General features: G+C 65.1%; 16 protein-coding genes. 10 read left to right on the plus strand and 6 right to left on the minus strand.

Annotated elements, in window-relative coordinates:
• Positions 1 to 89 precede the first annotated feature (89 nt).
• The gene (locus AAHM38_RS03735; RefSeq protein ID WP_103519111.1) at positions 90 to 1481 is read right to left on the minus strand and encodes a cytochrome-c peroxidase; all 1392 of its coding nucleotides are present in this window, start codon (positions 1479 to 1481) and stop codon (positions 90 to 92) included.
• 274 nt (positions 1482 to 1755) lie between these two features.
• Here AAHM38_RS03735 and acpA point away from each other — a divergent pair, with 274 nt between their 5' ends.
• Positions 1756 to 3918, plus strand: a complete 2163-nt coding sequence (gene acpA / locus AAHM38_RS03740) for an acid phosphatase (protein ID WP_116575199.1) — start codon at positions 1756 to 1758, stop codon at positions 3916 to 3918.
• Positions 3919 to 3983: 65 nt separating this feature from the next.
• Here the strand turns inward: acpA and AAHM38_RS03745 are convergent, their stop codons facing one another.
• Positions 3984 to 4232, minus strand: coding sequence for a dodecin (locus AAHM38_RS03745; RefSeq protein WP_004627468.1), 249 nt, complete (start codon positions 4230 to 4232; stop codon positions 3984 to 3986).
• A gap of 354 nt (positions 4233 to 4586) precedes the next feature.
• Between AAHM38_RS03745 and AAHM38_RS03750 the strand changes: the two genes are divergently transcribed.
• Positions 4587 to 4868 (plus strand): hypothetical protein, encoded by a 282-nt coding sequence (locus tag AAHM38_RS03750; RefSeq protein ID WP_116575200.1) that lies wholly within the window; start codon positions 4587 to 4589, stop codon positions 4866 to 4868.
• A gap of 18 nt (positions 4869 to 4886) precedes the next feature.
• On the opposite strand, the gene AAHM38_RS03755 is transcribed toward AAHM38_RS03750, so the two are convergent.
• The gene (locus AAHM38_RS03755; protein ID WP_116575201.1) at positions 4887 to 5243 is read right to left on the minus strand and encodes a DUF3175 domain-containing protein; all 357 of its coding nucleotides are present in this window, start codon (positions 5241 to 5243) and stop codon (positions 4887 to 4889) included.
• Between the two features lie 152 nt (positions 5244 to 5395).
• Between AAHM38_RS03755 and AAHM38_RS03760 the strand changes: the two genes are divergently transcribed.
• The 3 genes from AAHM38_RS03760 (at position 5396) to AAHM38_RS03770 (ending at position 11581) form a co-directional block, all read left to right on the plus strand.
• On the plus strand, positions 5396 to 6694 hold the full coding sequence (locus tag AAHM38_RS03760) for an MFS transporter (protein WP_116575327.1): 1299 nt from the start codon (positions 5396 to 5398) through the stop codon (positions 6692 to 6694).
• Positions 6695 to 6845: 151 nt separating this feature from the next.
• Complete coding sequence (locus AAHM38_RS03765; protein ID WP_371316213.1) at positions 6846 to 8882, plus strand: hybrid sensor histidine kinase/response regulator; 2037 nt, start codon at positions 6846 to 6848, stop codon at positions 8880 to 8882.
• Between the two features lie 269 nt (positions 8883 to 9151).
• Positions 9152 to 11581 carry a penicillin acylase family protein gene (locus tag AAHM38_RS03770; RefSeq protein WP_116575203.1) on the plus strand — a complete coding sequence of 810 codons (2430 nt, stop codon included), beginning with the start codon at positions 9152 to 9154 and terminating at the stop codon, positions 11579 to 11581.
• Positions 11582 to 11912: 331 nt separating this feature from the next.
• Here the strand turns inward: AAHM38_RS03770 and AAHM38_RS03775 are convergent, their stop codons facing one another.
• Together AAHM38_RS03775 and AAHM38_RS03780 are read right to left on the minus strand one after the other, a co-directional pair.
• The gene (locus AAHM38_RS03775; protein WP_116575204.1) at positions 11913 to 12839 is read right to left on the minus strand and encodes a sugar kinase; all 927 of its coding nucleotides are present in this window, start codon (positions 12837 to 12839) and stop codon (positions 11913 to 11915) included.
• Positions 12840 to 12851: 12 nt separating this feature from the next.
• Positions 12852 to 14129, minus strand: a complete 1278-nt coding sequence (locus AAHM38_RS03780; protein ID WP_103519116.1) for an amino acid deaminase — start codon at positions 14127 to 14129, stop codon at positions 12852 to 12854.
• A 162-nt stretch (positions 14130 to 14291) separates the two neighbouring features.
• Between AAHM38_RS03780 and AAHM38_RS03785 the strand changes: the two genes are divergently transcribed.
• The 5 genes from AAHM38_RS03785 to AAHM38_RS03805 all read left to right on the plus strand — a co-directional run bounded on the left by AAHM38_RS03785 (position 14292) and on the right by AAHM38_RS03805 (position 19181).
• Positions 14292 to 15161 (plus strand): MurR/RpiR family transcriptional regulator, encoded by an 870-nt coding sequence (locus AAHM38_RS03785; RefSeq protein ID WP_024542574.1) that lies wholly within the window; start codon positions 14292 to 14294, stop codon positions 15159 to 15161.
• Between the two features lies 1 nt (position 15162).
• Positions 15163 to 16659 carry an N-acyl-D-amino-acid deacylase family protein gene (locus tag AAHM38_RS03790; protein WP_116575328.1) on the plus strand — a complete coding sequence of 499 codons (1497 nt, stop codon included), beginning with the start codon at positions 15163 to 15165 and terminating at the stop codon, positions 16657 to 16659.
• Positions 16660 to 16700: 41 nt separating this feature from the next.
• On the plus strand, positions 16701 to 17087 hold the full coding sequence (locus AAHM38_RS03795; protein WP_009240594.1) for a RidA family protein: 387 nt from the start codon (positions 16701 to 16703) through the stop codon (positions 17085 to 17087).
• A gap of 80 nt (positions 17088 to 17167) precedes the next feature.
• Positions 17168 to 18520 (plus strand): GntT/GntP/DsdX family permease, encoded by a 1353-nt coding sequence (locus AAHM38_RS03800; RefSeq protein WP_027679122.1) that lies wholly within the window; start codon positions 17168 to 17170, stop codon positions 18518 to 18520.
• 34 nt (positions 18521 to 18554) lie between these two features.
• A complete protein-coding gene (locus AAHM38_RS03805) occupies positions 18555 to 19181 on the plus strand; it encodes a bifunctional 4-hydroxy-2-oxoglutarate aldolase/2-dehydro-3-deoxy-phosphogluconate aldolase (RefSeq protein ID WP_116575205.1) in 627 nt (208 codons plus the stop codon).
• Between the two features lie 34 nt (positions 19182 to 19215).
• Here AAHM38_RS03805 and ribB read toward each other — a convergent pair whose 3' ends face one another.
• Positions 19216 to 19941, minus strand: coding sequence for a 3,4-dihydroxy-2-butanone-4-phosphate synthase (gene ribB, locus AAHM38_RS03810; RefSeq protein WP_116575206.1), 726 nt, complete (start codon positions 19939 to 19941; stop codon positions 19216 to 19218).
• Positions 19942 to 19981: the final 40 nt, after the last annotated feature.

Below are 19981 nucleotides of genomic sequence, written 5' to 3' on the forward strand. Positions count from 1 at the left end.
CCGATGATAACCGCAGCGCACGCACGGCCTTGCGCGAATCCGTCGCAAGGTGTTGCAACAACCGGGCCGCGGGGCTTGGATTGCGAGGCTCAGCGCTGTGCGACGCGGCTGCCGCCCTGGACGCCGGATTGCATCGCCCGCACGGGGCGATAGCCGTCGGTGAGCGTCTTGAGAAACGCAACGATGTCGCGCACGTCGGCCTCGGACAGCACAGGCTTGTCGCCCGGCTTGCCGCCAAACGGCGGCTCCATGTTGACGTTGGCGCGGTACTGGGGCGGCAGATCGTCGAACTTGTCGACCGTGCCGTCAGCCTTGCGCGGGTACCACTTCTGCGGCTGCGTGTCGCGCTGGGCGTAGAAGCGCACCGCGTCTTCCAGCGAGTGGATGGCGCCGTTGTGGAAGAAGGTCTTGCGCAGCGCCACGTTGCGCAGCGACGGCGTGCGGAAGCGGCCGCAATAGTCCGTGCGGTCTTTGAGATCGGTCCGGTCGGGGCCGCACAGGCCCAGGTCGAAGAAGTTCGGATCCGCATTGGCGGCCAGCGCGCGATTGCGTGGCACGCCCACGGCAATGTGGCCGAAATCGGTGAAAGCGGGGAACGCCCCATCCTGCTTGATCGCGCTCACATGGCACGACGCGCAATTGCCCTTGGCCGGATCGGCAAACGCCTGCAGGCCGCGCATCTCTTGCGCCGACAGCTTCACCTGCTTGCGCAAGAACGCGTCGTATTTGCTGTCGTACGGATAGAACTCGGAGGGCGTTTCCTGGAAGACCTCCAGTGCCATCAACGCGGCCCGGAAGGCGGTGTCTTCGTTGTCGAGGATGTCGTTGCCGAATACCTGGCGGAACGTCTGCGCGTGGCGGCCGTTGCGCAGCTTGGCTACGACGGTGGCCTGCGTGCCATTGGCCATCTCGTGCCCCGATAGCAGCGGGATGCGCGCCTGGTCGTGCGTGGACGATACACGGCCGTCCCAGGTGTAGCCGCCCGTCGGGCCCTGATCTTCCGAGTCGTTGCCGTCGTTCTCGTAGAAATGTTCGGTAAACGATGGCACGTTCTGCAGATAGCGCAGCGACGGTGCGGCACGCACGCCCGTCTTGTTCATGCCAGTGCCGCCCAGTTGCACCGACAGATCGTTTGGAGGGCCGTAGGCATGCGTCGGGCTATGGCAGCTGGCGCAGGCCTGCTTGCCCGAGGCAGACAGGGCAGGATCGAAGAACAGCGCCTTGCCAAGCGCCGCCATTGCAGGCACCGACGGGCGGCGCGTAGCCATCATGGTGTAGAAGGCTTTCTCGTAGGCCGGGGCCGCTGCCGGCTTTGCGCCCGCCGCCGTCGATGGCGCCACCGCTGCTGCTGCCGAAGCCGCCACGGTCGCGGCATGGGCCGCGGGATCGCCCCGCCCGCACCCGCTCAACGCGACGACCACGCCGGCAAGCGCCGATACGGCGATCACGCGAAACGTTGCAGCGGGCAGTACACGGGACATTTTCGGCAGGCGGGATTTTGGGAGCTTTGCAACTTAGCATGGCGGCCATGACACTTCGATGTCGTCAAACGTCTGTCACGTCAGCCCTTGGAGAGGTCCCGTGGTGGCAAATGTCTTCAAACGATCGGTGGTCCCCATGCTCATCCTGATGATGGTCATCACGCTCAACTGGGGCGAAATCAGCTCCACGCCAGCGTTCTCATCATCAACTTGTCACACACGAAGCACAGACTCCGGCTCGCCTTCGCCCCCCACACAACAATCCAGGGAAATCATGAGCCGAGCGCTTCGTTTTTTGCCGCTGACCGCGTTGGTTGCTGCCAGCATGTCTGCCTGTGGTGGCAGTGATTCGAACAGCAGTGCCTCCGCGTCCACCTCGGGCGTGGTGACGGGCAGCTACTTCGAGCATGCCAAAGTTTGTATCGACGCCAACAACAACGGCAAGTGCGATTCGGGTGAAGCCAGCACCTATACCGATGCCAATGGCGCGTACTCGCTGTCGGGCACGGGCGCCATCACCGTGGAAATCGGCACGGACGCTTTCCGCAACGACCCGGACAAGGGCACGCATACGGCCATCACGCAGCCGCTGGTGTTCCGCGCACCGGCCGGTGCCAATGCTGTTGTCAGCGCCATCTCGACCGAACTGGCGGTGCTGATGGACAGCAACGGCGGTGACATCAACGCTGCCAAGACGGCACTGGCCGCTCGCCTTGGCGTGACGATCGACAAGCTGCTGGAAGACCACAACAAGGAAACCGACGCTGACACCAAAACTGCGCTGCAGGCTGAGATCGACCAGGCCATCGATCTGATCGCTGACGCCGTTGCCAATGGTGGCGACATCGATAAGCGCCTGCACGACGGGGTGACCAAGCGCATGGCGCTGGCAAACAACGTCAAAACGATCGTGGTCATCTACGCAGAAAACCGCGGTTTCGACAACCTGTACGGCCTGTTCCCGGGCGCCAATGGCATCCCCGGTGTGAACCCGACCTCGACGGGCACTGCCGTTGCGCAGAAAGACTTCGACGGCTCCGTGCTGCCGACGCTGCCGCCCACCTGGGGTGGCGTGACCGCCGCCGGCCAGAGCGTGCAGATCACGCAGGCTTCCACCGCCAACATGCCGAACCAGATGTTCCAGATCGACAGCCCGTCGGGCTTCGGCAGCACGGGCACGGTGGTCGGCCAGAACGTCATCACGCGTGACCTCTGGCACCGCTTCTATCAGAACCAGATGCAGATCAACGGCGGCAAGAACGACAAGTTCGCCGCCTTTGCCGATGCCGGTGGCCTGACCATGGGCTACTACGACGGCAGCAAGATGGCCATGTGGAACATCGCCAAGCAATACACGCTGGCGGACAACTTCTTCATGGGCGCCTTCGGCGGTTCGTTCCTGAACCACCAATACCTGGTCTGCGCATGCGCACCGATCTACCCGAACGCCGCAACCTCGCCGGCCAAGGGCAGCATCGCAAATGTCAAGACGAATGCAGACGGCAGCCCGACGCTCATCCCGGCGGCAAGCTCGGTGATGGCCGGTGCGCCGACCTCATACGCAGGCGCTGGCGACGATGGCAACCCCACGAAGGACGGCAGCCTGACGCCGGTCGACAGCAACGGCAACTCGTACGCCGTCAACACGATGCAGCCGCCGTACCAGCCGTCGGGCAACGCCGTAGCCAGCGGCAACGCAGCCTATGCTGACCCGACCAAGGCGTCGACGATGCCGACGCAGTCGACCACCAACATCGGTGACCTGCTGACCGCCCGTGGCGTGGACTGGGCCTGGTACGCCGGCGCCTGGAACGCGGCCATCGCCGACGCTCCGAACGCCACGCGCAGCGTGATCTACAGCGGCTCGATCCAGTTCCAGCCGCACCACCAGCCGTTCAACTACTTCAGCCGCTTCGACCCTGCCACCGCCACCGGCGCAGCCGAGCGTGCGGCCCACCTGCGCGACTACGACGCTGCCTTCCTGCAGGACGCAGCCGCAGGCAAGCTGCCCGCCGTCACGTTCTACAAGCCGCAAGGCAACCTGAACCAGCACCCGGGCTACGCCAACGTGGCCGACGGCGACGCGCACATCGCCAACGTGATCGCCCAACTGCAGAAGAGCCCGCAGTGGAAGAACATGGTGATCGTTGTGACGTATGACGAAAACGGCGGCTTCTACGACCACGCCACGGTGCCGAAGGCCGACCGCTGGGGCCCGGGCACGCGTATCCCGGCGATCATCGTCTCGCCGTTCGCCAAGAAGGGTTTCGTTGATCACACCCAGTACGACACGGCTTCGGTGCTGCGCCTGATCACGCACCGCTTCGACCTGCCGACGCTGCCGGGGATCAAGCAACGTGACGCCGCGCTTGTCTCGAACGGCAACAAGCCGATGGGTGACCTGACCAACGCGCTGGATTTCACGCAGGCTCAATAACGCTGCAAAGCAGTCCTCGTGAAAAAGGCGGCCGGAGCAATCCGGGCCGCCTTTTTCTTCACCCGCTATTTGCCCTTCTTCTTGCCGGCAGGCTTTTCGCTTTCCAGCGTCTCCAGCCGCATCCCGACCTTGAGCGTCACCTGCCAATGCGCGATCTTGCCGTCGACGAGATGGCCACGCGTTTCCAGGACTTCGAACCAATCCAAATGGTTGAGCGTTTCGCTTGCCCGCGCGATGGCATTGCGCACCGCCGCATCGCTGGACTCGGGAGAAGAGCCGACCAGCTCGATCAACTTGTAGGTATGGGAACCCATATTGCCTCCTTATTGGCATGGTTGGAACGTCGGCAGGGGTGCCTGCATGGCGCGGTGTGCATGTGCTTGGTTCGATGCGCGCGGCATGGCACTTACCAGAATGGCACCTGTCCCCCCACCTTGATAGCCCGGATTTGCACGGGGCCGAAAATTCCTGGCAGTTAATTGCGTTTACAAATCTGACAAATCTCGTCAACTGACCGACGCGCGACGTCAAACCCGCGCGCATGGCGAGCGCCCCGCTGCCGTTGATGTGCCACTTTTCGGGCGGCCGCTCGGCATGTCCGCGCACAACGGGGCTGGTACGGAACCTGCGTTGTAGTGCCTATCCGTTTCCCCCGAAGAGGAGGCGCCATGCGCCACCCCGAACAACAAGCACTCGCCTCATACTCGCCGCCGTCGGCCGTGCCGCCCGCGCCGGCGGCCTCGCACGATTCCGCCCGACTGCTCGCCGAGACCATCCCATTCAATATTGAACGCGGCGGCCGAAGCATCGAGGCGACCTACTCGACCCGCAACGGCATCGTCACCGTCAAATACCGGGGCAAGACGCTCTCCACCTATTCGCCGCAGGGCGACGAAGCCAACTACAAGGCGGTCGCCCGCCAGCTGCTCAGTGTCATGCTGAGCATCTGAGCGGCGTCGCCCCATCCATCAATGCCGGGCCTTGGCCGCGCTTTGCGCAGGGCGGCCAAATTCGGCTCGCAGAGCAACCTTGGCACGTTCCAGAATCCGGCGACGGCCGCCGCTGAGGTTGTGCCCCGCCCGATTGATATAGAACGTCAGCATTGACATGGCCGACTGGAATGCCGTCCCCTTCCGCCGCCGGCTGTGCTCGGCCGATGTCTTGAGCGACGCCGCAATCCGCGCGGGGCTGCGCGACTTGAAGATGTCCGGTTCGACGTCCAGCGCATCGCTGGTCTCCATCACATGGTGCGACCAGCGGCGGGACTTGGGCTTGGCCTCCGATTTGGCCTGCGACGGCTTCGACCGGGTGCGATGCGTGGCCATGATGAAATCTCCTGTAATGATGTGCCGGCAGTTCCGCAAGCCGCGTACCCGCGCGGGCGGCTACAAGGGGGCGACTTCCGCTACGATGACGGACGCTTCACGCCTCCTTTCCGCCTCCTTCATTGATCGCCGGGTTCCGGCGCACATCCAACGTGTCTGGCGACGCCGGTTTCCCCCCCGCTTCCTCTTCCGCATCTGCGCAAACGCTGTCGCACGCGCCGTTCTCCTATCCCGCGTTCAGGCTCTTCTGGTTTGCCAGGCTATCCACCACGTTCGCGTATCAGATGTTCGGTGTGGCCGTCGGCTGGCAGATCTACGACCTCACGCGCAGCGCCTATGTGCTGGGGCTGGTCGGACTGGCGCAGTTTCTGCCGTCGGTGGTGCTGGTGCTGGCCTCCGGCCATATTGCGGACCGCTACGACCGGCGGTACGTCGTGCGCGCGTGTCAGGCCATCGAGGCGTTGGTGGCGCTTGCGCTGGCCGTCATGGCAGCGAATGGGCATGCCGACGTGCAGCCGATCTTCCTGTGCGTGGTGGTGATTGGCGCAATGCGCGCATTCGAGACGCCGACGCTGCAAGCGCTGTTGCCGACGCTGGTGCCACTGCAAGCATTGCCGCGGGCGGTGGCGCTGTCCAGTTCGGCCGGGCAGACCGGTGTCATTCTGGGGCCGGCGCTGGGCGGCTTTCTCTACGTGGCAGGCGCGCCGGTGGTGTATGCCACGGCGGCAGGGCTGTTCTTACTCGCGCACATGTTGCTGGCGCTGGTACGGATGGAGCGGGCGGTGCCCGTCAGCACGCCGGTCAGCCTCGAATCGCTGTTCGCGGGTATTGCGTTCATCAAGGGGCGGCCGGTGGTGCTGGGCGCCATCTCGCTCGACCTGTTTGCGGTACTGCTGGGCGGCGCGACGGCGCTGCTGCCGATCTACGCGCGCGACATCCTGGGCACAGGCGCATGGGGGCTGGGGCTGCTGCGCTCGGCGCCGGCGGTGGGGGCGCTGGGCATGGCGCTTTTCCTGGCGCACCGTCCGCTGGATCGGCACGTCGGCCGGGTGATGTTTGCCGCCGTGGCGGTGTTCGGGCTGGCGACGCTGGTATTTGGGGTGTCGCGCTGGCTGCCGCTGTCGATGCTGGCGCTGGTGCTGCTGGGGGCGTCCGACATGATCAGTGTGGTGATCCGCACTTCGCTGGTGCAGCTCGATACGCCCGATGCCATGCGTGGGCGCGTGAGCGCCGTCAATTTCGTGTTCGTGGGCGCGTCCAACCAGTTGGGCGAGTTCGAATCGGGCATGTTGGCCGGGTTGCTTGGGCCGGTGGCCTCGGTGGTGATTGGCGGCCTGGGCACCCTGTTGGTGGTGGCCGCCTGGATGCGGCTGTTCCCCGCGCTGACGCAGCGCGACCGCATGCGCGATCCGCACCCGGAACCTGCCGGACACCCCTCGTCAGGGGGATAAACCCGTCAAGCCGCGCCGCTACTGGCCTGAGCAAGAATCCGGCGCTGTCTTGCAAGCATGTCAGCGAAACCCCGATGGCACCGCTGGCGAGCAATTCGTATCCTGAGTCACCTTTGGCCGCTTTGCTCTCTGCCCGGTGCTGCACCCGTCTGTGACGTCCATTCCGCGCCCCTCGTCCCACCCGTCGGATACGCGTGCTGCCGATCCCGCCCGGCTGGCAGACCCAGGGCCGTTCAGTGCCAACGGGTTCAACGCTGCGCCGGCCATCCGTCCTTCGGCATGGCTGGTCGCGATAGGTGCGGCCGCGGTCGGAACGATCGGGCGCGTACTGCTCGAATCGGCGGTGGGTATCCATCTGCCGTTTTATCTCGCGTTTCCGGTGGTGACGATTGCCGCGTGGTACGGCGGCTTCTGGCCGGGCATGCTCGCCATCGTCTCTTATGCGGGGCTGTTCATGGCGCTGTCCGCCCTGCAAAGCTGGCCTGCCGCTGTGCCGCTCACGCCGATCCAGATGACGGTGTTTGGGGTGGGCGCACTGCTTATCTGCGCCTTGTGCGAGCAGTTGCGTCGTGCCCGCGCCGGAGCTGAACGGCGCGCGCGGGCCGAAACCCAGCAACGTCTGTCGCAGCAACGCCTGCTGGCCGCGCTGCAGGCCTCGCCCATTTCGCTCTACGACGTCGACAACACGATGCACTTCACGTGGGTGCACAACCCCGTGTTCGGCCTGCAGCCCGAGCAGTTGCTGGGACGGACGGTGCGCGAAGTGTTCGGCCGCCGCGCCGCGTCGCGCCTGACCGAAGCCGGCCAGCGCGTCATCGCAACCGGCACGCCTACGCGCGTGGAGTTCGCGTTCCGGCGGCGCCATACGCAGCGCGTGGTCTACGACGTGGTCGTCATGCCGCTGCGCGATGACACCGGCGAAATCATCGGCCTGACCAACGCCGTGATCGACATCAGCGAGCGCCGCCAGGCCGAGGCCCGCCGCACGCAGCTGCTCGAAGCCGAATCCCGCGCCCGCGAAGAGGCCGAGCGCGCCAGCCGCCTGAAAGACGACTTCCTGGCGACCGTCAGCCACGAGTTGCGCACGCCGCTCAATGCGGTACTGGGCTGGGCTCAATTGCTGAACATGCGCGCGTACGACGAAGCGATGTTCAAGCGCGGCATTGAAGCCATCGAGCGCAGCGCCCGCACGCAGGTCCATTTGATCGACGATTTGCTCGACATGTCGGCCATCCTGTCGGGCAAGATCCCGCTGGAGGTTGGCCCCGTGGACCTGGCCGACGTGCTGGAACGCGCGCGCGAGACCATCGAGCCGATGGCGCGCCAGAAGAACATCACCATCGATACCGAATTCCTGCCCGTGCCGATGCTGCAAGGCGATGCCGGGCGCCTGAAGCAGGTGTTCTGGAACCTGCTGGCCAACGCCGTCAAGTTCACCCCCGAAGGCGGACACATCCGGCTGTCGGTGCACCCGTCGCCCGAGGGCGTGGTCGCTACCGTGCGCGATACCGGCATCGGCATCGAGCCGGCCTTCCTGCCGCATATCTTCGACCGCTTCCAGCAGGCTGACCTGTCCAACACGCGCCGCCACGGCGGTCTCGGCCTGGGGTTGGCGATTGCCAAGCAACTCGTCGAGCTGCACCACGGCCGCATTACCGCCGCAAGCAGCGGCGCCGACCGTGGCACCACCATGGCGGTGTCGTTGCCGCTGCACGCCGCCCAGCCGGGCGAGCAAGTGAACCGCACGCCGGGCCTGGTGGCAGGGACGGGCATGCCGACGTTGGACGGTATCCGCGTGCTGGCGGTGGATGACAACCCTGAATCGCTCGGCGTCATCGCGCTGATGTTGGAGCGTTACGGTGCCGAGGTGGTCACGGTATTCAGCGGAGCAGCCGCGCTCGATGCGCTGGAAGAAGCGGCCGCCAACGCCTATCCCTTCGACGCGCTGGTCAGCGACCTTGCCATGCCCGGCATGGACGGCATGCAGCTCGTGCGGGCCGTGCGTGAACGCGGTTTGACCGACCTCCCCGCCATCGCCGTGACGGCATTTGCCGATCCGATCCGGCTGAAGGCGGCGAAGGAAGCCGGTTACCAATCTGTCATCACCAAGCCGATCTTCCCGGGCGAGCTGGGCCACGTGCTGGCCGCCAATGTGCATCGCAAGACGGGGCCTGAAACGCTGGCATGACGCACGGGCAGCCATGCCTGAACGGAATGGTTGACCGAACAAAAATCATTGGCGCAGGCGATTGCGCGTCCGCACACTCGTCAGCCTGTGCCGATCGGTGGGCATCTCTCCCCTAGCAGTAGCCAGCACCCGCCCGCTCGATCGGCCAGCTTGCGCTTCCCAATCAACCGTGCTCGCGGTTGCCTGCTGTATCCATAAGAACGCCGGAAACCTCCTGCCCCGTTTGGGCTGCGGTGGCATTCCAGGCGCAGAGAGGAGACTGCATCGCCATGCCCATCCGTTCCCTTCCCATTCTGCTGTCTGCGGTTGCACTCGGGTTTTCCGCGCAGGCCGTTGCCAAAGACGCGCCCACATCTGCCACCCAGACCATCGCCGTACCCGGCCTGTCAAAGCCCGCCGACATCCTGATCGACCGCTGGGGCGTGCCGCACATCTACGCCAAGAGCGAAGACGACGGCTTCTTCGCGCAAGGCTTCAATGCCGCGCGCGACCGCCTGTTCCAGATCGACCTCTGGCGCCGCCGGGGCCTGGGGCAGCTTTCGGAAGTGTTCGGCCCCGCCTATGTCGAACAGGATCGCGCAACGCGGCTGTTCCTCTATCGCGGTGACATGCAGGTCGAATGGAATCACTACAGCCCTGACGCGCAGCGCATTGCCACGCGCTTCGTCGCCGGCATCAACGCGTATGTCGACTGGCTGGCAAAGCATCCAGACCAGATGCCGTTCGAGTTCCGCAAGCTTAACTACGCACCCGCGCACTGGGCGCCCGAAGACGTGGTGCGCATCCGCAGCCACGGGTTGACGCGCAATCTGCAATCGGAAGTCGCGCGGGCCAACGTGGCGTGCAAGGCCAACCTTGCCGACGACACCATCCGCTTCGGCCTGCAGCCCGCCTGGCAAACCCAGTTGCCCGAAGGCCTGGACCCGTGCCTGCCGAAGGACCTGCTGAAGGTGTTCACGCTGGCCACGCAAGGCGTGCGCCTCACGCCTGAATCGCTCAAGGGCGTCGACGTCGACAGCACGCGCGTGGCCGCGGCCGCCAACCTCGAAGAGACGATGGAGGGCAGCAACAACTGGGTGATCGCACCGGGCAAGTCCACCACCGGCCGCGCCGTGATGGCCAACGATCCGCACCGCGCGTATTCGGCACCCAGCCTGCGCTACATCGCCCATGTCAGCACGCCCACGCTCGACATCATCGGCGCCGGCGAGCCCTCGCTGCCGGCCGTGTCGATCGGGCATAACGGGCATGTCGCGTTCGGCCTGACCATCTTCAACATCGACCAGGAAGACCTCTACGTCTACGAACTGAATCCGGCCAACAACAGCGAATACCGCTACAACGGCGGCTGGGAGCCCTTCAGCGTCCTGCACGAAACCGTGAAGGTGCGCGGCGGTGAACCCCGCCCCGTCGACCTGACCTTCACGCGCCACGGCCCCGTCATCTACGTCGATGCCGAGAAGCACCGGGCGTATGCGGTGCGCTCCGCGTGGCTGTCGCCGGGCATGTCGCCGTATTTCGGCTCGGTCGGCTACATGCGCGCACGCACCTTCGCGCAGTTCAAGCAATCGATGATGAACTGGGGTGCCCCCACCGAAAACCAGGTCTATGCCGACACGAAAGGCAACATCGGCTGGGTGCCGGGCGGCCTCGCCCCGATCCGTCCGAACTGGGACGGCCTGCTGCCGGTGCCCGGCGACGGCCGCTACGAATGGGCCGGTTTCTGGCGCGGCGATCAACTGCCCAGCAGCTACAACCCCAAATCAGGCTACTTCACCTCGTCCAACGAGATGAACCTGCCGCCGGATTACCCGTACCGCGAGCGCAAACTCGGCTTTGAGTGGACCAACGGCTCGCGCCACGCTCGCATTGATGAAGTGCTGGCCAGGCTCGACAAAGTGTCGATCGAAGATTCGATACGCCTGCAGAACGACATGGTGTCGATCCCGGCGCGCAGGCTGATGGCCCTGCTGGCGTATCTGTCGTCCAACGACGCCGACACGCAAGCCGCGCTCAATCTCTTCAAGGGTTGGAACGCGACCATGCTGGCGGATTCTCCGCAGGCCGCGCTGCATGAGGTCTGGTTCACCCACCACCTGGGCCGCGCGTTCAAGAATGCCGTGCTCTCCAAAGCCAGCGCCGAGGCAATGGGCGCGCCCGACACCGACGTCATGCTCGACACGCTGGAGCACCCGCAAGGCAGCGAACGCAAATTCGGCGAAGACCCGCAACAAGCCGCCGCCAAACGCGATGCCGTGCTGCGCGACAGCCTGAAGAATGCGTGGACCGACATGGTCAAGCGCCAGGGCCCGAATCCGCAAGGGTGGAACTGGGGCCAGCTGCACCACAACCTGAACGCCCATCCGTTCGCCGCCATCGTCGACGAGGCCACCCGCGCCAAGCTCAACGTCGGCCCCACGCCCGAAGGTGGTAGCCCCTACACGCCGAATCAATCCACGTATCGCGCGAGCGATTTCCTGCAGACCAACGGCCCGTCGTTCCGCACGGTGGTGGACGTCGGCAACTGGGACAACTCCCGCGCCGTCAACCTCCCCGGCCAGTCCGGCAACCCCGACAGCCCGCACTACCGCGACCTGGCACCGCTGTGGCTCAAGGGCGAATACTTCCCGCTGCTGTATTCGCGCAAGGCGGTGGAAGCCGCGACCGAGTCGCGCGTGCATCTGGTGCCGGGGAAGTAAGCACACGATGAGCAAAAAGAAAACGCCACCGCAAATCACGCGGTGGCGTTTTCTTTCCCCAACAAGAACACAGCTGGTCACCAACACAGGCACACGACGGTTTGGCCGTACCCTGCCCTAGATGGCGCCTTGGATTTTTGTCGCGGGGAGGAAAAAGGAAGGAGCCCTGTTTGAGCGCAGCGAGTTTGGCTCCTTCCCCTTCCCGTGACACAAATCCAAGGGGAAGTCGCCATCTCGGGCGCGCCTTTCTTTGCTTACTTTCTTTGGCAAGACAAAGAAAGTGAGTCAGCCCCGGCAGGGGATGAAACACCAGCGCACCAACAACATCCATTCAGGCAGTCTGCATGGACGCCAACACCGCCCGCACCACCTCCGCCCGCGGAATCGGCGCCACAGCGCTATACCCCGTCGTAGAAATCGCAGCCGCCACATTGGCATACCGCGCCGCCTCTACCGGCGAATCTCCGGCAACAATCCGCGCCACAAACGCACCACCAAAGCAATCGCCCGCGCCGGTTGCATCAATTGCATTGACCGTATGACGCGGCACCAGCATACGCGACTCCGCTGTGGCCACGTAGCAGCCCTCCGCGCCCATCTTCAGCGCCACCAGCTTCACGCCCCAGCCGAGCAGCGTATCGACAATGCCATCACGGTCATGGCAATCGAGCAGCACGGTCACATCATCCCAACTCGGCAGGCACAGATCGCACGTGCGCATCGCTTCCTGCATCACGGCGCGGGCACGCGCCAGCGGCCACAGGCGCAAGCGGAGGTTCGTGTCGAACGAGACGAGCACACCCGCCGCCCGCGCATGCGCCATCGCTGCCAAACCCGCGTCGCACGCCGTGTCGCTGATCGCCAGGCTGATCCCCGACAGGTGAAACGCCTTGGCCGCCGCAATCGCCTGCAGCGGCAATTGCGCGGTCTGGAAGCGACTCGCGGCCGAGCCCGCGCGCAGGTAGTCGAAATGGTGACCGCGCGCATCGTGCGAAACGAAGTACAGGCCCGTTGGCGCCTGCGTGTCGGTGTGCACGTAGGTGTGGTCCACGCCCTCGTCCTGCCACAGCGCGCGCAGCGCCTTGCCGAAGCGGTCGGCGCCCACCGCGCTGATGTAGCCCGTGCGTGCGCCCTGCCGTGCCGCGGCGATGCAGAAGTTCGACGTATCGCCGCCGAAGCCGAAATTCCACGACGTGCTGCCGGGATCCGCCTGGTTGAACTCGATCAGCGCTTCGCCGTAGGCGAGGATGTCTGCCATGGGCGGCCCCGCTCAGAAATAGGTCTGCACAACGTCGACCACGTTGTAGGCGTCGTCAACGACAGAAATCTGGCGCCACTTGTCGAAGGTGAGGCACGGGTGCGAGATGTCGAAGGCGATCATGTCGCCGACCTTGATGTCGTCGCCGGGGGCGATCTTCAGGTAGGCATGCTGATCCATCATGCCGGTGACTTCCCAGTGCGCCGGCGTGGCTGACGGCGTCTTGTCACCTGGGCGGAAATGCAGCACTGGCAGTGGCAGACCCGCGTCGAATGCGGCGTCACGCTTACCCATTGCGATGATGGCGCGCTCAGCCTCCGGCACGGATTGCACATAGGCCCAAAGCTGGAGCGCCGGCAGCAGGCTCGAACGCATCTTGTGCGCGATCGGGTTGTTGGCGTCGATACGGGCCTGCGCCGCGCGGTAGATGCCGACATCGTGCGTCAGGTAGCAGCCCGGGCGCAGCACGACATCCAGCGGCTGGCCGATATTGGCCTTGGCGAACTCTTCGGCCACGACGTCATACCAAGCCGAACCGGCACCGGTCAGCACGGCCGGCGTGCGCTGCAGGCGCCCGACCTTTGCCAGATCACCCATCACCTTCACGGCGCGCTGCAGGAAGGTGCGGATATCCGCCTCTTCCTTGATCACACCTTCATAGACTTCGACGCCCGCAAGCTTGACGGCGCCACTGGCACGCGTGAGCGCATCGAGCACCGATTGCAGTTGCGCATCGTCGCGCACGCCCGTGCGGCCGCCTTGCACACCCAGTTCGATCAACACCTGGATCGGGCACCCCTCCTTACTGAAGAAGGCTGCAAGCTGATCGACCTGATCCGCTGCATCCACCAGGCAGAAGAATTCGAACGTCGGATCGGCCAGCAACTCGGCCAGGATCGCCATGTTGCGCTTGCCCACCAGCTGGTTGGCCATCATCACGCGACGCACACCGTGGGCATACGCAATGCGCGTCTGGTGCGCCGTTGCCAGCGTGATGCCCCACGCACCGCCAGCCAACTGACGTTGGAACAGGCGCGGCGCCATCGTCGTCTTGCCATGCGGCGCAAGCTTGGCGCCGTATTCGCTCACGAAGCGCTGCATCCACGCCAGGTTGTGCTCCACGCGGGATTGCGAGAGCACCGCTGCGGGCAGGTTCAAGTCTTCGTTCAAAACATTCCAGCGCTGGGCAGCGATCTGCTCCGGCGCGCATGCGGCTTCCAACGCACCCAAGCCCTTGTCGAGCGGGTTGACGACGGCGTTGGCGTCTCCTTGGTACTTTGTATCACTCATGGGAATCGACTCGTGTTCCTTTGGGGGTAAACATCGGGTTGACACAATGATAGCGGCGAAACTATTCTCCGGGCCAGCCTGTTACAAAGTACCAAAGCACTCTCAAAGCCGCTATCCGGACGACTACCGGGGGCCAGAATGCGAGACCCTAAGCCCGACCCGATGCGTGAACCGATGGACATCGTGACCCGACTCTCCCAGCGTGCCGCTGAACTGCGCCCCGCCGAGCAGAAGGTCGCGCAGACCGTCCTGAGCGACATTGCAGAAGCCGCCGCCGGCAGCATCCAGACGCTCGCCGAGCGTGCCGGCGTGAGCGAGGCAAGCGTCACCCGTTTCGCCAAGGCGATGGGCTGCCGCGACGTGCGCGAACTCAAGCTCAAGCTAGCGCAGGCAGCCGCAGTCGGCCAGCGCTTTCTGGATGGCGGCGCGGACCGCCCGCCGTCCAGTGCAGACGGCATCCTGGCCGACATCAGCAACGTGCTGGAGGCCAACCGCGCCCTGGTGCAGCCGGAGGCATTCCGCGCCGCGGCGGTCGCACTGGTGGCGGCGCGCATGATTGCCGTGTTCGGCATGGGCGGCGGCTCGACCACCATGGCCGACGAAATGCGCTACCGGCTCGCCCGCCTGGGACGGCCGGTCACCACCTATCATGATTCGATGCTGCAGCGGATGGTCGCGGCCACGCTCAGCCCGGACGATGTGGTGGTCGTGTTTTCCGTGACCGGCCACGTGCCGGAGGTCATCGACAGCGTGACCATCGCGCGCGAGTACGGCGCCCGGATCGTCGCCATCACGGCCATCGGCTCGCCGCTGGCGGCGCTGGCCGATGTCTTGCTGCCGATCCAGGCCATGGAAACCGATTTCATCTTCAAGCCGTCGTCATCGCGCTACGCCATGATGATGATGATCGACTTGCTGGCCACCGAAGTCGCACTGCAGCAAGCCGATCGCAGCAAAGAGCTTTTACGGCGCATCAAGTACGTGCTCGATGCGCATCGCGGCGGCGGCAATCGTCAGCCGCTCGGAGATTGACATGCAGCAGTACGACACCGTCATCCGTCAGGTCCGCATTGTGGACGGCAGCGGCCACGACCCCGAGGCCACGCTGTTCGACGTCGCCATCACCGACGGCCGCATCGCCGCCATCGCCACATCGGACTCCACCGCCTGGCTGGGCGATGAGGAAATCGCTGGCGAAGGCCGCGTCCTCGCCCCCGGCTTCATCGACGTGCATACGCACGACGACACCAACGTGATCCGCACGCCCGACATGCTGTGCAAGGTGTCGCAGGGCATTACGACGGTGATCGTGGGCAACTGCGGCATCAGCGCGTCGCCCGCAACGCTCAAGGGCGACCCGCCCGATCCGATGAACCTGCTGGGGCCTGCCAGCGCGTTTGCGTACCCGACCTTCGCGTCGTACGTGAACGCCGTCGAACGCGCGCAACCGGCTGTGAACGTTGCCGCGCTGGTCGGGCACACGGCACTGCGCAATAACCATCTGGACCGTCTCGACCGCCCCGCGACCGCTGGCGAGGTTGAAGGCATGCGCGCGCAGTTGCGCGAGGCGCTCGCCCACGGCGCGCTCGGCCTGTCGACAGGTCTGGCCTACGCCAACGCCTTTGCGTCGACCACCGAAGAAGTGATGGGCCTGACGGAGCCGCTGGCCGAAGCTGGCGCGATCTACACGACGCATCTGCGTACAGAATTTGCGGCGATTCTCGATGCGATGGACGAGGCGTACCGCGTCGGCAAACATGCGCGCGTGCCGGTCGTGATCTCACACCTGAAATGCGCGGGCGCTGCAAACTGGGGCCGCGCGGGCGAGGTGCTGGAATCCATCGAAGGTGCACAGCGCTATCAGCCGGTGGGTTGCGACTGCTATCCGTACACCGCAAGCTCGTCCACGCTGGACCTCAAGCAGGTGACGGACGAATTCGACATCTTCATCACGTGGTCGGAGCCCGAACCCAGCATGGCCGGGCAGACGCTCAAGGAGATTGCGGCCGCGTGGGGCACCGACCTGATGGACGCCGCGCGCCGCCTGCAGCCGGCCGGCGCCGTGTACCACAACATGTCCGCGCAGGATCTGGACCGCATCATCACCCACCCCGCCACCGTCATCGGCTCCGATGGCCTGCCGAACGATCCGAAGCCGCATCCGCGCCTGTGGGGCGCCTTCCCGCGCGTGCTCGGCTACTACAGCCGGGAGCGCAAGCTGCTCTCGCTCGCAGCCGCCATCCGCAAGATGACAGGCCAGTCCGCCGAGCGTTTCGGCCTGACCGAACGCGGCCTGGTGCGTGAAGGCTACTGGGCCGATCTCGTGCTGTTCGACCCCGAAACGGTGCGCGATGTCGCCACCTTTACCGACCCGCAGCAACCGGCGGCGGGCATTGCGGCGGTGTGGGTCAACGGCCATCTGTCGTATCAGGGCGGCGCCGCGCAGCCTGCTGTGCGAACACCCGGCGCGGGTCGCTTCCTCAAGCGCGGCCCGCGTGCGCCGGCAACGGCGCGCACCGAAACTCACTGAATCCAAGTTTTGTTTGCAAGTTTGAAAGAAGGAACGTAGCGATGACGATTACCCGAATTGGCGTTGAAGGCGGCACCGGCACCGGTGGCCAGCACCTCCCCTTTGCCCGCGCAGCCGGCGCAGACGGCTGGCTGTTCGTTTCGGGCCAGACGCCCATGGTGAACGGCGAGGTGGTCGGCAACGGCATCGTCGAGCAATCGCACCAGACCATCAAGAACGTGCTCGCCATCCTGGCCGAAGCGGGCTACGGGCCCGAGCACGTCGTGCGCTGTGGCGTGTGGCTGGATGACCCGCGCGACTTCCAGTCGTTCAACAAGGTGTTCAAGGAGTACTTCGGTGCCAACCCGCCCGCGCGCGCCTGCGTGGTGTCGAGCATGGTCATCGATTGCAAGGTTGAAGTCGATTGCGTGGCGTACAAGAAGCCGTAATCCGCATTTTCGTAAAGGCGCCCTGCACGACGGGGCGCCCAGACAACAAGAGCCGTGAATATCCCTGAGGAGGAAACCCGATGGTCCCGATGCAAGGCAACTCGCTGTTGCTGACCGCCGCGCTGGCGGTGGTCGCACTGATTTACCTGATTGCTGTCCAGAAACTGAACCCGTTCGTCACGCTGATCGTCGTCTCGCTTGTGCTGGGCGTGGTGGTTGGCATGCCGATGGGCAACATCGTAAAGGCGTTCGAAACCGGGGTGGGCAACACGCTCGGCCACATCGCCCTGGTGGTGGGCCTCGGGACGATGCTCGGCAAGATGATGGCGGAATCAGGGGGTGCCGAGCGCATCGCCAAAACGCTCATCAGTGCCTTTGGCGAGAAGAACGCGCACTGGGCCATGATGGTCGTGGCGTTCATCATCGGCTTGCCGGTCTTCTTTGAAGTCGGCTTTGTGCTGCTGATCCCGATTGCGTTCAACGTGGCCAAGCGCACGGGTACGCCGATCCTGCTGGTGGGCCTGCCAATGGTGGCCGGTCTGTCGGTGGTGCATGGCCTGATCCCCCCGCATCCGGCCGCGCTGCTGGCGGTGACGGCATACCAGGCAGACATCGGCAAGACCATCATGTATGCGCTGATCGTCGGCCTGCCGACCGCCATCCTGGCCGGTCCGCTGTGGGCGATGCTGGTCTCGCGCTACGTCAAGCCGGACGAAAACAACCCGCTGGCCGCGCAGTTTGTTGAAGCCGACCAGAAGCGCGAGCTGCCGGGCTTTGGCGTGACGCTGTTCACGATCCTGCTACCGGTGGTGCTGATGCTGATCGGCAGCTGGGCCGACCTGATCGTCCCGCCCAAGACGCTGGCAAACGACATCCTGAAGCTGGCGGGCAACTCGGTGATGGCCCTGCTGATTGCCGCCATCGTGAGCTTCTACACGTTCGGCAAGGCACGCGGCTTCAATCGCGACACCATCCTCAAGTTCACCAACGAGTGTCTGGCCCCGATCGCCACGATCACGCTGGTGGTGGGCGCGGGCGGCGGCTTCGGCCAGATCCTGCGTGATTCGGGGGTGTCGAAGGCCATCGTGGCCGTCGCCACCGATGCACATCTGTCGCCGCTGCTGCTGGGCTGGGTGGTGGCCGTGCTGATCCGCATCGCAACGGGTTCGGCCACGGTGGCCATGACGACCGCCTGCGGTATCGTCGCCCCAATCGCCGCAGCGTCAGGCGCCGCCGTCAAGCCGGAGCTGATGGTGCTGGCCACGGGTGCCGGTTCCCTGATCCTGTCGCACGTGAACGACGGCGGCTTCTGGCTGGTGAAGGAGTACTTCAACCTGACCGTGCCGCAAACCTTCAAGACGTGGACGGTGCTGGAGACCATCATCTCGATCGTTGCGCTGCTGCTCACGCTGGCGCTGGCGACCGTTGTTTAAGCTTGTTCCGTTGAAGTTGATCTAGGAGAACGTTGTGGGTATCGATTCCGTCGTCAAGGCCGGCCCGGTCATCCCGGTGCTGCAGTTCCAATCTGTCGATGAGGGCGTCAAGGTGTGCCGCGCGCTGTACGAGGGCGGTATCCGCACGTTCGAGATCACGATGCGCACGCCGGTGGCGCTGGATGTGATCGGTGCGGTAGTGAAGGACCTCGGCAGCGACGCCATCGTCGGTGCCGGTACGCTCACGCGGCCGGAGCATTTCCAGCAGGCGAAGGATGCCGGTGCGGTGTTCGCGGTATCGCCGGGTATTACGCCCATGCTGGCCGTGGCACAAGCCAAGGCCGAGCTGGACTGGCTGCCGGGCATTGCCACGCCGTCCGAGCTGATCCTGGCGCTGGAGTTCGGCCTGAACACGCTCAAGTTCTTCCCGGCCGAAGCGGCGGGCGGCATCCCGATGCTCAAGTCGATCTACGGGCCGTTTGGCGATGTGCGTTTCTGCCCGACCGGCGGCATCACGCCGCAAAGCGCGCCAGACTATCTCGCGCTGCCCAACGTGGTGTGCGTGGGCGGCTCGTGGATGGTGCCCAAGGACAAGGTCGCGGCCGGCGATTGGGCAGGCATCACGGCGCTCGCCAAGGAAGCCGCCGCGCTCAAGCGGTAACCAGCGTCACCTCCCTCGCGCGGCCGGCTGGTCGTCAGACAAAGCTGACCGCGCGCTCCATCTGCTCCCGATATTGAACGATATCTTCGATGGTCAGCACCGGCAGGTTGTGCTGATCGGCAAAGCGCACCGCGTCGTCGCGGCGCGCCATGGTGCCATCGGGCAGCATCAGTTCGCATAGCACGGCCGCCGGCGGCAAGCCCGCCAGACGTGCCAGGTCGACCGAGCCTTCGGTATGCCCGCGCCGCGCCAATACTCCACCCTCCTTCGCCACCAGCGGAAATACGTGCCCGGGGCTGACGACCGATTGCGTATCGGCATCCGGCGCGATGGCCGCGCGGATGGTCGTGATGCGGTCCGCCGCAGATACGCCGGTACTCACGCCCGTGCGTGCCTCGATCGACACCGTGAACGCCGTGCCGTACTGGCTGCGGTTGTCTTCCACCATCGGACGCAAGCCGAGCGATGCGCTCTTCTCCGCCGTCAGGCACAGGCAGACGATGCCGCTGCACTCGCGAATCAGCATGGCCATGCTGGCCTGCGTGAGCTTGTCGGCGGCGACGATGAGGTCGGCCTCGTTTTCGCGATCGGCATCGTCGAGCACGACAACGGGCACGCCAAGCCGCACCGCGTCGAGGGCGGCGGCCATGCGCGCAGGCATGTCGGCCGGATCGAAGCGGGCTTCGATGGCGTCAAACGCCACATTCGCGGCAGGCAATGCGGGCGGGTGAACTGCTGGGGATTGCTGAGTGGACAACATGGAAACGCTCCTCGCAAGATTGGCGACAAGACGTTCCAGG

It is taken from the genome of Ralstonia sp. OTU4908 (assembly GCF_038440115.1).
GTDB lineage: Bacteria > Pseudomonadota > Gammaproteobacteria > Burkholderiales > Burkholderiaceae > Ralstonia > Ralstonia pickettii.